At 65.9% G+C, this 13006-nt stretch carries 11 protein-coding genes; 5 read left to right on the top strand and 6 right to left on the bottom strand.

Annotated elements, in window-relative coordinates; translation table 11 throughout:
- Nucleotides 1-130 precede the first annotated feature (130 nt).
- Entirely contained in the window at nt 131-967 is an 837-nt protein-coding gene (locus MU558_RS02205) for a proline dehydrogenase family protein (RefSeq protein WP_246971592.1), read from the top strand.
- A 39-nt stretch (nt 968-1006) separates the two neighbouring features.
- Nucleotides 1007-1687: a DUF502 domain-containing protein gene (locus MU558_RS02200; protein WP_246971590.1), complete on the top strand. Its 681-nt coding sequence runs from the start codon at nt 1007-1009 to the stop codon at nt 1685-1687.
- Nucleotides 1688-1841: 154 nt separating this feature from the next.
- On the opposite strand, the gene MU558_RS02195 is transcribed toward MU558_RS02200, so the two are convergent.
- The 6 genes from MU558_RS02195 to glpK form a co-directional block, all read right to left on the bottom strand.
- Nucleotides 1842-2771 (bottom strand): branched-chain amino acid transaminase, encoded by a 930-nt coding sequence (locus tag MU558_RS02195; protein WP_246971588.1) that lies wholly within the window; start codon nt 2769-2771, stop codon nt 1842-1844.
- Between the two features lie 115 nt (nt 2772-2886).
- Nucleotides 2887-3552 (bottom strand): 3,4-dihydroxy-2-butanone-4-phosphate synthase, encoded by a 666-nt coding sequence (ribB, locus tag MU558_RS02190; protein ID WP_246971587.1) that lies wholly within the window; start codon nt 3550-3552, stop codon nt 2887-2889.
- 1 nt (nt 3553) lies between these two features.
- Entirely contained in the window at nt 3554-4258 is a 705-nt protein-coding gene (locus MU558_RS02185; protein ID WP_246971585.1) for a CTP-dependent riboflavin kinase, read from the bottom strand.
- A 263-nt stretch (nt 4259-4521) separates the two neighbouring features.
- Nucleotides 4522-5520 (bottom strand): 4-demethylwyosine synthase TYW1, encoded by a 999-nt coding sequence (gene twy1, locus MU558_RS02180; protein ID WP_246971583.1) that lies wholly within the window; start codon nt 5518-5520, stop codon nt 4522-4524.
- A gap of 74 nt (nt 5521-5594) precedes the next feature.
- Nucleotides 5595-6278 (bottom strand): phosphoglycolate phosphatase, encoded by a 684-nt coding sequence (locus MU558_RS02175; RefSeq protein ID WP_246971581.1) that lies wholly within the window; start codon nt 6276-6278, stop codon nt 5595-5597.
- Nucleotides 6279-6348: 70 nt separating this feature from the next.
- Nucleotides 6349-7887 (bottom strand): glycerol kinase GlpK, encoded by a 1539-nt coding sequence (gene glpK, locus MU558_RS02170; RefSeq protein ID WP_246971579.1) that lies wholly within the window; start codon nt 7885-7887, stop codon nt 6349-6351.
- Between the two features lie 640 nt (nt 7888-8527).
- Between glpK and glpA the strand changes: the two genes are divergently transcribed.
- Genes glpA through MU558_RS02155 form a run of 3 tightly spaced genes read left to right on the top strand, consistent with a single transcriptional unit; the run spans nt 8528 to nt 12967 of the window.
- Complete coding sequence (gene glpA, locus MU558_RS02165) at nt 8528-10252, top strand: anaerobic glycerol-3-phosphate dehydrogenase subunit GlpA (protein ID WP_246971577.1); 1725 nt, start codon at nt 8528-8530, stop codon at nt 10250-10252.
- 1 nt (nt 10253) lies between these two features.
- Nucleotides 10254-11576 carry a glycerol-3-phosphate dehydrogenase subunit GlpB gene (glpB, locus tag MU558_RS02160; RefSeq protein ID WP_246975075.1) on the top strand — a complete coding sequence of 441 codons (1323 nt, stop codon included), beginning with the start codon at nt 10254-10256 and terminating at the stop codon, nt 11574-11576.
- Entirely contained in the window at nt 11573-12967 is a 1395-nt protein-coding gene (locus MU558_RS02155) for an anaerobic glycerol-3-phosphate dehydrogenase subunit C (RefSeq protein WP_246971574.1), read from the top strand. The genes glpB and MU558_RS02155 overlap by 4 nt, the downstream gene beginning before the upstream one ends.
- Nucleotides 12968-13006 lie beyond the last annotated feature (39 nt).

Here is a 13006-nt window from a genome sequence, read left to right as displayed (position 1 = left end):
GACATATACAGTAATCGGTTCTATTGCGACGCTCGTTCGACGGATCGGTCTCGTCGCGTCGCGCCGGCGGAGACGATTCGCCTCGCGTGAATCACTAACAACCTTACCACTGGCGGTCGAACGAGGACGTATGATCCCGCCCATCGCGAGCCGATTCGTCGCAGGCGAGTCCCCGGCGGTCGCCCTCGAGCACGTCCGGCGGTTGAACGACCGGGGCGTCGAGGGAATCGTCAACCTCCTCGGCGAGCACTACGACGACCGCGCGGACGCCGAGGCCGACGCCGACGAGTACCTGTCGCTGATCGACGACCTCTCGAACTCGGAACTCGAGGCCTGCATTTCGGTCAAGCCCTCCCAGATCGGCCTCTCGGTCGGCGAGGAAGCGTTCCGCGAGATCCTCGAGCGAATCGTCGACTACGGCGCAAAACGGGACGTCTTCGTCTGGATCGACATGGAAGACCACACGACGACCGACGCGACCCTCGGCGCGTACGAACGGCTCGCCCGGAAACACGACGGCGGCGTCGGCGTCTGCGTGCAGGCGAACCTGAAGCGAACCCGCGAGGACGTCGAACGGCTCGCGGACGTCCCCGGCAAGGTGCGATTCGTCAAGGGGGCGTACGACGAGCCGGCCGACGTCGCGTACACGCGCAAAGAGGAGGTAAACCGGGCGTATCGGGAGTTACTCGAGTACGCCTTCGAGCACTACGACGGCGGAATCGGCGTCGGGAGCCACGATCCCGAGATGATCGACCACGCCATCTCGTTGCACGACGAGTACGGGACGGACTTCGAGATTCAGATGCTGATGGGCGTCCGCGAAGACGCGCAGTACGACCTGGCCGAGGAGTACGAGGTCTGGCAGTACCTCCCGTACGGGACCCGGTGGAAGTCCTACTTCTACCGGCGGGTGATGGAGCGAAAGGAAAATCTGTGGTTCGCGGTGCGAGCCATCGCTGGCCGGTGAAGGGAAGGGCTCATATTCCCGTGGTGAGAGTTCACGGACATGACCTCGTGGAAGCGGGACTTCGCGAGCGGGCTCGTCGTCATCGGCCCGATCCTCATTACGCTCTACGTCATCTACTGGCTCTACGGCATTATCGCCGGGATTACGCCGGGGCTTATCCTGAACGCGGACTCGCTCGAGCCGCTAATCGAAGGTGAAAATACACGCGAGCAGGTCGCACAGTTACTCCGCGTCATCGTCACGCTGACGGTCTTCGTCATTCTCTCGCTGTCGGTCGGCTACCTCATGCGGACGACGGTCGGCGGACTCTTCGAACGGATCGTCGACGACATCGCCAATCGCGTTCCTGGATTGCGAGTCGTCTACAACGCCTCGAAGATGGCCGCCGAGACCGCTCTCGGCGAGCAGGAGTCGTTACAGAAACCCGTCAAGATCGAAACCTGGCAGGGGCTTCGCATGACCGCGTTCAAGACGGGGAAGACAACCCCCGACGGCCGCGAAGTCCTCTTCTTGCCGACGTCGCCGAACATCACGACGGGCTACGTCGTCGAGGTCGAACCCGACCAGATCACCGAACTCGACGAGGACGTCGAGGACGCGTTGACTCGCGTCCTCAGCGCCGGCTTCGGCGACGCGGAACGCGAGCGAAGCATGGACGCCGGCATTCCCATCGACGTGGTCGACGAACGCACGGTCGGCAAGAGCGACGACGACGATTGATACGGTCTGCTGGACCTCGTTTCCGCAGCGACCGCCCGACGGGACGCGGTTGCACCGGAAATGACTTGCAGTAGTCCGTACGAGCCCCACGGGCGAAGACGTCTCCATCTCGAGTCGTCGATCAAAAATCTCGAAGACTGCGCGTACCGGCCGTCTAGACGTACGTGAACCACTCGTCGTACTCGTCGGTCCGCCGCTCGACGATCTCGAAGAACCGCGACTGGATCTCCTCGGTGATCGGGCCGCGAGAGCCGTCGCCGACGACCACGTTGTCGACCTTGCGGATCGGTGTCACTTCGGCCGCAGAGCCCGTAAAGAAGAGTTCGTCGGCGGTGTTGAGCTCGCCCCGCGAGATCGAGACGTTGTCGTGGACGGTGTAGCCGAGATCGCGCGCGAGTTCGATGACGGTGTCGCGGGTGATGCCGTCGAGGATCGACTCCGAGAGGGCCGGCGTGTAGATTTCGCCGTCGCGAACGAGGAAGACGTTCTCGCCAGGCCCTTCGGCGACGTGGCCTTCCTTGTTGAGGACGATCGCCTCCGCGTAGCCGTTGCGACGCGCTTCCTCGCCGGCGAGCATGCTGTTGACGTACAGACCGGTCGTCTTCGCGTTCGTCGGGATCTGGCTCGAGGAGTGCTTTCGCCACGAGGAGATCATCACGTCGATGCCGTTCTCGAGTGCCTCTTCGCCGAGATACGCCCCCCACGGCCAGACGGCGATCGCGGTGCGAGTGGGACAGTCCTTGGGACTCACGCCGAGGCTGTTGTAGCCGTAGAACGCGACCGGCCGGATGTAACAGGACGTGAGATCCTGTCGCTGGATGAGTTCGATCGTCGCCTCGGTGAGTTCCTCGGCGTCGTGGCCGATGTCCATCTCGTAGGGCTTTGCGGAGTGGTAGAACCGTTCTAGGTGTTCGTCCCACCGGAACAGCGCGGGGCCCTCTTCGGTGTCGTAACAGCGTGCTCCCTCGAAAATCCCGGTTCCGTAGTGGAGGCCGTGCGTGAGGACGTGGACCTGCGCGTCGTCCCAGTCGACGAACTCGCCGTCCATCCAGATCGTATCGACATCCATCTCGTCGAAGCTCATAAGCGGGGTGACGGATGCCTTCGTAATGAACGTTCGCGATTCCGCGTCTTCCTGACGGGCCGCCGACGGTACGGTACCGTCGGTTGCACGTCAGTTTCTGGTACGACCGACGTGTTCAGCCCAGGCGGTCGAGAACGTCCGCGCCCTCGAGGTAAGTGAGGTCGTGTCGGTCGGCGTAGGCGTGAGCGGCGCCGGGAGAGAGCGCCTCGCCGGTCTCGTCGTCGAGCATCTCGCAGACGACGACGGCCGGCGGGAGGTCGGCCGCCTCGGCGAGAGCGAGGCCGAGTTCGGTGTGGCCACGGCGCTGGGTGAGCAGGTCCGGTGCGCCCTTCAGGATGTGGACGTGCCCGGGGACGCGAAACTCCGCGGCGAACTCCGTCTCCGCGGGCGTCGTGGCGGCGTCGGCGAGTTCGCGGATCGTCCGCGAGCGATCGTTGTCGGTGATCCCGGTGTACGTCTCACGGTGGTTGACGGTCAGCGAGAACGACGACCGTTCGTCGTAGCCGAGGTCGTGGTCGCCCGTCGCGGGGTGGTCGACCTCCTCCGTGTAGAACGGCAGGTCGAACGCCTCGGCGACGTCGTGGCCGAGCGCGACGCAGATCAGGCCACCGGCGTCGTTTCGCAGGCGGGCGACGGCGTCGGGCGTGACCGCACCCGCGTGGTAGATCAGGTCCGTCTCGCCCTCGCGGTCGGCCGCGTCGTGGACGAGAACCGGTTCGCCGGCCGCGAGTGCCTCGAGCGCGCGGTCGAACGCCGCGACGCCGGTCGATCGGCCGCTCATATCAGTTGTCTCCGACATAGATGGTAACGTGGTCGCCGTCCGTGAGGTCGAGTTCGTCTCGCAGTCTGTCCGGTGCGATGATCTCGAGCTGGTCGTCGTCGTGGTGCGTTCGCTCCGGGGCGATCGTGTGTGCCCGGTCGTAGGTCTCCCCGTCGTCGGTTTCGATCGTCGCCGGCTGACAGACGGCGGGGCCGTAGGTTCGCTCCTCGTCTTCCCAGCCGTCGATCGGGATCGGCTCGAGCGAGTCGACGGCGCTGCGACGACGGATGCTCTCCCCCAGGAGGTCGACGTTGAGCGTTCCGGGGAACGGCTCGTACCCGAGGCGGTCTTCGAACTGGCGTTTGTACCCCGGCAGCGAGATGTAGTGTCGACCCTCGCCCATCCCGCCGGTGACGGTTCCCTCGAGTTCGACCTCGGCGTCGGTCTCGAAGATGCGCCGGTAGTCTTCGTACTCGGCTCGCAGCGCGCGCTCACCGTCTTCCGTGACGGCGACCCACTGTCCGTCGCTGACCGTGTCGCGCTCGAGCAAATCAGCGCTCTCGAGTCGCTGGAGCCGTCTCGAGGCGGTCTGATTCGACACGTCGAGACGATCTGCGAGCGCAGAACAGGAAATTTTGAGGTCGCCCGAGAGCCCGCCGTCGAGTGCGAGTAACTTGAGCACGGCGAGTTCGTCGTACCCGACGGCCGACGTCGCTGTCACTGACATACTCGTCGGTTCGGCCTACCGTGGTAAAAGTATACCGAATGTGGCACGCATAACGAAACTGTGATGCAGTTGGCGCGCGTTTATTCGCGTCTCCCGAAAGGAAGCAGCCGGGCAAAAAACCACCGGTCGGAGCGTCGTTTTCCGCGGTACGAATCGAGCCGATACCGCTCGAGGACGTCCCCGTAACGATAGCTGTGAGTCGTTACCGCCGCAACCGCGACCCGTCTTGCGGTTGCGCCGGCAACCAGTCACAGCAATCATTCTCAGTCGCTCGTGACGCGATCTCGAGCCCAGAACTCGCTGTCTTTCTTCAGTTTCGGTACCCAGGTGTCGCTCGTCTTCGAGAGCAGCGCCACGCGAGAGGCGGGAACCTCCTTGAGTTCGGTGTGCTCGGGCATGTGCTCGCCGACGGCCTCGGCGAACGCGACGACGTCCTCGTGGTCTGGCATCGACGAGCGGTCGAGTCGTCCCCGCGAGTGGCCGACGTGCATGTAGGCTTTGAGTTCGACGAAGTCGGGGTCGGCCCGCTGGTAGAAGGCGGCGTACCAGTCGGGGCTGTGCATGTTCTCGCCGTCGACGAGCGTGGTTCGCAGCACCGTTCGGGTCTCGTCTTTCTCGGCGAGGACGTCCATCGTCTCGACGAGGTGCTCCCAGGCGTCGTCCTCCATGGCCTTGACGACCCGATCGAACGTGTGGCGTTCGGGCGCGTCGACGCTGACGTACAGCTGGGTCGGGTCACACTCACGGAGTACGTCGGGACGGGTGCCGTTCGAGACGAGGAACGTGGTGATGTCCCGGTCGTGGAACGCCTCGATCAGTTCGGGCAGGTAGGGGTACAGCGACGGCTCGCCGTCGAGGCTGATGGCGACGTGGCGGGGTTCCATCGCCTCCTCGAAGACCTCGCGGGGGACCTCGTCGTTGCCGCCAAAGCCCGACAGCAGTTTCTTCTGGAGGTCGATCGAGGCGTCGACGACCGCCTCGGGGTCGTCCCACTCGACACCATCCAGTTCGTAGGCGTGGCCGTTGTGGTCGCGCCAGCAGAAGACACAGCGCTCGTTACACCGGACGACCGGCGTCATCTGGATACAACGGTGAGACTCGATGCCATACCAGATGTTCTTGTAGCACTTTCCCTCGCCGCGCAGGGCGTTCGCGGTCCATCCGCAGGTCTGGGCCGCCGTGTGGTTCTCGCTGTGGTAGTCCGGACTCGAGACCTGCATCGGCCCGCCGTCGTCGCTTCCAGGGTCGGCGGAATCGCTCATGTTGGACCCGGATTGGCGGGGCGCGGACAAAAGCCGTGTGGTGTCTCCCGTCGCAGTCGAACGCGGGCGACGATTCACGCGTCGCCGCGAACTCGTTCGAGTACCGACAGCGTGCCGTCGGCGTGGGCGTCCTCGAGAACCACGTCTGCCGCCTCCTTCGCCGCCGCGTCGGCGTTCGCGACGGCGAAACTCCGGCCGACGACCGCGAACGTCGAGACGTCGTTCTCGGAGTCGCCGACGGCGACCGCCTCCTCGAGGTCGATGCCGACCGCGTCGGCGACCGTCCGAACGCCGTCGCCTTTGCTCACCGACGGGTCCTTGACGTGGAACGCGTAGCCGGTGTCGACGACCTCGAGGCCGTACTCGACGGCGATCTCGCGAAGCGGCTGCTCGGGTTGACTGATCTCGACGGCGATCTCGGTCTCGCGCCAGCGGTTGACGGTGTCCTCGGGCCCCCAGCCGAGCGAGTGGCCCGCCGCCTCGTAGGCGTCGACGACGGCCTGGGCGGCCTCGCGGTCGGCGTTGACGAAGACGTCGTCGCCGGTGTAAACCACGCCGCCGTTCTCGGCGACGACGAGTTCCGGAATCCCGACGAAATGGCAGAGGGCGACCGGGTAGGGGAACGCCTTCCCCGTCGCGAGGACGATCGGGGCGTCCCACTCGCGGATCGGATCGAAGACGCGGGGGTCGATCCCCCACCTGTCGGGACGAGTCAGCGTACCGTCGATGTCGAGGACCAGTGGCGGGTCGTCGGCCATACCTCTCGGTGTGGGTTTCACGGCCCTAAGTGGGTCGGTTCGACCCCTGTTCGGACCGGTGTGCGTGACGCTACTCGCCGTCGGTCGTCCACCCGCGAGCGCACTCGAGTGCGTCCCCCCACCGGTCGTACTTCGCGTCCGCTCGCTCCCGATCCATCTCGGGAGAAAACTGCCGGTCGACCCGCCAGTTCTCGCGCAGTTCCTCGAGGTCGTCCCAGTAGCCGACGGCGAGACCGGCAGCGTACGCGGAGCCGAGGGCGGTCGTCTCGTCGACGACGGGTCGAACGATCTCCGTGCCGACGACGTCCGCCTGGAGCTGACAGAGGAAGTTGTTCTTGACCGCGCCGCCGTCGACTTTCAGCGACCGCATCTCGATCCCCGCGTCCGCTTCCATCGCCTCGGCAACGTCGCGGGTCTGGTAGGCGATCGACTCGAGGGTCGCGCGCACGAGGTGTTCCCGTCGGGTGCCGCGAGTCATCCCGACGATCGTGCCGCGGGCGCGCTGGTCCCAGTGGGGTGCGCCGAGGCCGGTGAACGCGGGGACGACGTAGACACCGTCGGTCGAGTCGACGCTCCGGGCCAGCGTCGCCGTCTCGCCGGGGTCGTCGATCAGCGAAACGTCCTCGAGCCACTCGATCGCCGCGCCGGTGACGAAGATAGAGCCCTCGAGTGCGTACTGGACGGGGTCGCCGGAGCGCTGGAAGCCGATCGTCGTCAGCAGGCCGTGCTCGCTTGCGACGGGTTCGTCGCCGGTGTTCATCAGGAAAAACGAGCCCGTCCCGTAGGTGTTCTTGGCGTCGCCGGGATCGAAGCAGGTCTGGCCAAACAGCGCGGCCTGCTGGTCGCCAAGCGCCCCCGCGACGGGGACCTCGGCCCCGAGGAAGCCGTCCGGGTCGGTCGAGCCGTAGGTTGCGTCGTCGCTCGAGGGACGGACCTCCGGGAGGATCGCGCGCGGAACCGAAAACTCCGCGAGCAGGTCGTCGTCCCATTCGCAGTCGCGGATGTCGTACAGCATCGTCCGCGAGGCGTTCGTGACCTCGGTGACGTGTTCGCCGGTGAGGTTGTAGATCAGCCAGCTGTCGATCGTTCCGAAACACAGCTCGCCCGCCTCGGCGCGGTCGCGGACGTCTTCTGGGCGCGTGCGCTCGAGTTTGATCGGGTCCGCGTTCTCGAGGAGCCACTCGATTTTCGTCGCCGAGAAGTAGGCGTCGGGCTGGAGACCCGTCTTTTCACGGATCGTCTCCGCGAGGCCGTCGTCCTCGAGTTGCTCGATCCGGTCGGCCGTGCGCCGATCCTGCCAGACGATGGCGTCGTAGACTGGCTTGCCGGAGTCGCGATCCCACAACACGGTCGTCTCGCGCTGGTTCGTAACGCCGATCGCCTCGAGCTGGGAGGGATCGACATCGCCGTCCTCGAGTGCGGTCGTGACGACGGTCTTCGTGTTCTCCCAGAGTTCGACGGGGTCGTGTTCGACCCAGCCGGGTTCGGGGTAGTGCTGTTCGTGTCGCTCGTAGGCACTCGAGACGACCTGTCCGCCGTGGTCGAAGATCATGAAGCGAGTGCCGGTCGTTCCCTGGTCGATCGCACCGACGTAACTTGTGTCTGTCACTGCTCGTGGCCTCCAGAGCCGTATTCGCCGCGACTCGGTTCTAGTTTCGAACCAGCGTCAGGATTGACATAAGCGTTGCTGCCACGCCGTCTACGGCCGCCGACGAGTCACCGTCGACTCGAGATCAACTACTCACTGCGTTGCATCGTGGCTGCTGGAACGGTGTTCTGGAGACTGTTGGACGGCCGCGGCTGCTCCAGAACGACGTACAGCAGATGCTATCAGGCGATACGGTAGTTACGGAGAAGATGAGGTGGCAGTGAGGGCGGTTTTCGATCGACCATCGACAGGGGATCGGTCGGTATGAGTTCGGCGGGTGTTGGCTGACACGATCCAGTCACGCGCGAGCGGACGTCGGCAGATGGAGCCATCGGGGGTGATGGTGGGTTGCTATGGAGGCCATCGCCCGCTCGCGCCGTGTGGACATACGAACCCAGTCGATAGACGACTGCTTCAAACCGCATCTGAACAAAGGACCCATACAATTATATGCCTACTGGCGCAACGTTCGAAATTCTAGTTCGGTTCTCTAACCATCAGTAGACATTTCGACATAATGGTGTTTCGACACGAACTGTCGTGATCGGCCGATCGTCGACGACACAGTGAAGGTCGCCGCGGTCCTCGTCCGACTGGAACGATGGGACGTGACACCGAGGTCCTCGTGCTCGGCGGTGGGTCTACGGGCTGTGGCGTCGCCCGCGACCTGGCGACCCGCGGCCTCGAGGTGACGCTCGTAGAACGGGGCAACCTCACCCACGGAACCACCGGCCGGATGCACGGACTGCTCCACAGCGGGGGACGGTACGCCGTCTCCGACCAGGCCAGCGCGAGAGAGTGCATCGCCGAGAACCGCGTGCTTCGAGAAATCGCCGGCCACTGCGTCGAGGAGACCGGGGGGCTGTTCGTCAAGCGCCCGGAAGATCCCGACGACTACTTCGGCGAGAAACTGCGTGGCTGTCGCGAGTGTGACATCCCCGCTCGCGTCCTCTCGGGGCGCGAAGCGCGCGAGGTCGAACCCTATCTCGCCGCGGACGTCGAACGCGCGATCGAGGTCCCCGACGGAGCTGTCGACCCGTTTCGGCTCTGCGTCGCGAACGCCCGCGATGCGGTGGACCACGGCGCGCGCATCGAGACTCACGCGGAGGTTGTCGACGTCCTCCGCGACGGCGACGACGTCTACGGCGTCGAGGTGCGCCACGACTCCGGGCCGGGGACGCGAACGCACCGGAGACCTGGGACGACCGAGGAGATCACCGCCGACTACGTCGTCAACGCGACGGGCGCGTGGGCCGGCCAGGTCGGCGCGATGGCAAACCTCGAGGTCGAAGTCCGTCCCTCGAAGGGCGTGATGACGATCATGAACGTCCGACAGGTCGATACCGTGATCAACCGCTGTCGGCCGAAAGGCGACGCCGACATCGTCGTTCCACACGAGACGACGGCCATCCTCGGGACGACCGACGAGGAGGTCTCGGATCCCGACGACTACCCCGAAGAACAGTGGGAGGTCGACCAGATGATCGACACGCTCTCGGAACTCGTCCCGATCCTGCGGGAGGCACGGACGATCCGCTCGTTCTGGGGCGTCCGTCCACTCTACGAACCCCCGGGAACTGGGACGGTCGATCCGACCGACATCACGCGCGACTTCTTCCTGCTCGACCACGACGAGCGCGACGGCGTCTCGGGAATGGCAACGATCGTCGGCGGGAAGTTCACGACCTACCGACTGATGGCCGAGGAGATCGCCGACCACGTCTGTGCCGAACTCGGCGTCCGGGCGTCGTGTTCGACCGCCGACGAACCGCTGCCGGGCAGCGAGAACCCCGCTGTCCTCGAGGAGGCGATGGGCGACTTCGGGCTCCGGTCGCCGATCGCCCGCCGGAGCAAAAAGCGACTGGGAAGCCGCTCGCGCGAGGTGCTCGAGACGGACGAGCCGAACCCGGTCGTCTGCGCCTGCGAGGGCGTGACGCGCGCGGAGATCCAGGACGCGATCACCCAGTCGGGATCGGATCTCAACGCCGTCCGCATCCGCACGCGGGCGTCGATGGGCAACTGCCAGGGCGGCTTCTGTGCGCACGCAATGGCCCACGAACTCCACCCGGCGTACGACGAACCGGTCGTTCGGACGGCACTCGACGAACTGTTTCAGGAGCGCTGGAAAGGCGAACGCCACGCCCTCTGGGGAGAACAGCTCTCGCAAGCGATGCTCACGTACGTGCTGCACGCGACGACGATGAACCGCGACCGCGACCCGGCGACGACCGACTCCCCGATCGAGTTCGACGCGTTCGACGGCGGGTCCCGATCGGCGTCGGAACCGCGTACTGGTGGCGCCGGGACTCGAGGAGGGAAGCGTTGAGATGGCCATCGAGGACGACGTCCTCGTGATCGGTGGCGGGCTCGCTGGCGTCACGGCGGCGCTCTCGGCAGCCGAACGCGACGTTCGGGTTCGCCTGCTCACGTACAAGCAGAGCACGCTCCGCCACGCGAGCGGGCTGATCGACGTTCTCGGATATACACCCGACGGGGAGGGGCCGCTCGTCGATCCGTTCGACGCGCTTTCCGACCTGCCGACCGGCCACCCCTACGAGCGCGTCGGGCCGGACGCGGTGCGGGAGGCACTGCTCTACTTCGATGCCGTCGTCGGCGACGCCTACGAGGGCAGACACACGGACGCGAACGCACTCGTCCCGACCAGCGGCGGGACCGTCAAGCCCACGGCGCGCTACCCGGCGAGCGTCGCCGCGGGGCTGGCGAGCGACCCTCGAGACGCGCTGCTCGTCGGCTTCGAGACGCTGCCCGACGTCGACGCACCGCTGTCGGCGGCCCACCTCCGCGCGGTGGGCGTCCCCTTCGAGGTTCGCGGCGTGACGCTGTCGTTTCCCGGCGTCGGCCGCGACGACGCGAAGGTTACGCGCTATGCTCACCTCCTCGATCGGGACGAACCCGTCGACACCGGGGTCGGCGACGCGCCAGCACGGGCGGCACTCGCAGAGGCCGTCCGGCCACACCTCGAGGACGAGCCCCGCGTCGGCTTCCCGCCGATCCTCGGCGACGCACACCACGACGCGGTCAGAACGGACCTCGAAGAACGACTCGGCGTCGACGTCTTCGAGATGCCATCGGGACCGCCGAGTCTTCCGGGCATGCGACTCGAGGAGGTGCTCTACGACGCGCTCGAGGACGCCGGCGTACGGGTGACGACCGGCGTACCAGTAGTCGACTACGAGGCGGATGCGGGCGGCGACCGGATCGACCACGTCCTGGTCGATCGCAAAGGACGGGAGGTTCCCTACCGCGCGACGTCGTACGTGCTCGCGACGGGCGGCCTGGTCGGGAAAGGCATCGAGTCCACGCGCGAAGCGGTGTCCGAGCCGATTTTCGGCTGTCAGGTGGCCCATCCGCCGGACCGCTACGACTGGTTCGAAGACGACGCCTTCGCCGATCACCCGTTCGCCCGCTTCGGCGTCGCGGTCGATCGGAAGCTGCGGCCGCTCGCCGTCGACGACGAACCGGAGTTTACGAACCTGCGGGCGGCCGGCGCGGTGCTCGGGGGGTACGACTTCGCCGCCGAGAAGTCCGGAAGCGGCGTCTCGCTCTCGACGGGATACGTCGCGGGCCGGCTCGCCGGCGACGCGGCAACCGATTCGAACGAACTCGAGACGACCGAGGTGAACTCATGAGCGATTCCCAACGACAGACAGACGAGGTTCAGTCGACGACAGACGATCACGCGACAGCAGAGGAGACGTTCGAGCCGATCCAGGTGTTCCCGGAGGCCGAGGAGATGGACCTGCGACCGGGGGCGGACGACTGCTACAAGTGCTCGACCTGCGACACCAACTGTCCGGTCGCCGAGGTCGACGACGAGTTTCCCGGACCGAAGTTCCAGGGGCCAGAGCAGTGGCGACTCAAGCGGCGGGACGACCACGACGTCGATCCGTCGGTGATGAAGTGCTCGAACTGCATGCGCTGTGACCACGCCTGCCCCTCGGAGGTGCCACTCTCGCAGATGCACAACACGGCACGGGGGGAGTACGTCGACGAGCAGATGAGCGCGTTCTCGCGGGAGTATCTCCGCAATCGACTGCTGTCGAACTACGGACGACTGGCTCGCTTCGCGAGCGCGGTTCCCCGGCTGACGAACTTCGTCGCGGGCCTGTCGGTGACGACGTGGTTCAACGAGCGCGTGCTGGGGATCACGAGCGAGCGAGCGTTCCCGGCGTTCGCGACCGAAACCTTCCGCGAGTGGTGGCGAGACCGGGGCGGCGCCGCTGCCTCGAGAGAGCGCGCGCGAACCGCGCAAGCGGAACGGGGCGAGGACGCCGCGACCGACGAGAAACGTGTCGCCTACTTCCACGGCGACTACGCGAACTACAACACACCCGACGTCGGGAAGGCGCTGGTCCGGGTGTTCGAACAGTTCGGGTACGAGGTCGTCGTTCCCGACCAGCGCTGTTCGGGCACGCCGATGTTCGCAAACGGAATGCTCTCCGACGCCCGCCGGGCCGCACAGTTCAACGTCGAGACGTTCCGCGAACTCGTCGAGGAGGGATACGACGTCGTCTGTTCGTGTACCTCCTGTTCGATGGCGCTGCGCCAGGAGTACCCCGAACTGTTCGACTTCGAGGGAACCGAGACGGTCGCGACGAACACCTACGACGCCGTCGAGTACCTGCGAATCCACGAGGACCTCGAGGGCGAACTCGCCGAGACCGACGGCGTCGACGGCCCCGACCTCGCCTACCACGCGCCCTGTCACGCGCGCAACCAGGGACTCGACGGCCAGGCTCTCGAGGTCATCGACGCGATCGACGGTGTCGAAGCCCACGACGTCGGCGACTCCTGTTCTGGCATCTCGGGTACCTACGGCTGGAAGAGCGAACACTACGAGACCTCGATGAAGATCGGCGAGGAGATGTTCGAGCACATGGAACAGGCCGACGCAGAGACGGGCCTCACCGAGTGTCCCACCTGCGCAATGCAGATGGAACACGGGACCGGCTACGAGATCAGACACCCACTCGAGGTCCTCGAGGCGACGCTCCTCACGGACGACCGGACGGAGCACTAATCGCCGGCCCGACGCCGACGGTGAGCCAGTCGATTGGTT

It is taken from the genome of Natribaculum luteum (assembly GCF_023008545.1).
GTDB classification, from domain to species: Archaea; Halobacteriota; Halobacteria; order Halobacteriales; family Natrialbaceae; genus Natribaculum; species Natribaculum luteum.
The sequence above is the reverse complement of the archived record's forward strand: the minus strand, read 5'-3'. Positions and strand labels throughout refer to the sequence as shown.

Coding starts and splice junctions, on each gene's coding strand:
- MU558_RS02205 (WP_246971592.1), top strand. CDS start 131: ATGATCCCGCCCATCGCGAGCCGATTCGTCGCAGGCGAGTCCCCGGCG.
- MU558_RS02200 (WP_246971590.1), top strand. CDS start 1,007: ATGACCTCGTGGAAGCGGGACTTCGCGAGCGGGCTCGTCGTCATCGGC.
- MU558_RS02195 (WP_246971588.1), bottom strand. CDS start 2,771: ATGAGCTTCGACGAGATGGATGTCGATACGATCTGGATGGACGGCGAG.
- ribB (WP_246971587.1), bottom strand. CDS start 3,552: ATGAGCGGCCGATCGACCGGCGTCGCGGCGTTCGACCGCGCGCTCGAG.
- MU558_RS02185 (WP_246971585.1), bottom strand. CDS start 4,258: ATGTCAGTGACAGCGACGTCGGCCGTCGGGTACGACGAACTCGCCGTG.
- twy1 (WP_246971583.1), bottom strand. CDS start 5,520: ATGAGCGATTCCGCCGACCCTGGAAGCGACGACGGCGGGCCGATGCAG.
- MU558_RS02175 (WP_246971581.1), bottom strand. CDS start 6,278: ATGGCCGACGACCCGCCACTGGTCCTCGACATCGACGGTACGCTGACT.
- glpA (WP_246971577.1), top strand. CDS start 8,528: ATGGGACGTGACACCGAGGTCCTCGTGCTCGGCGGTGGGTCTACGGGC.
- glpB (WP_246975075.1), top strand. CDS start 10,254: ATGGCCATCGAGGACGACGTCCTCGTGATCGGTGGCGGGCTCGCTGGC.
- MU558_RS02155 (WP_246971574.1), top strand. CDS start 11,573: ATGAGCGATTCCCAACGACAGACAGACGAGGTTCAGTCGACGACAGAC.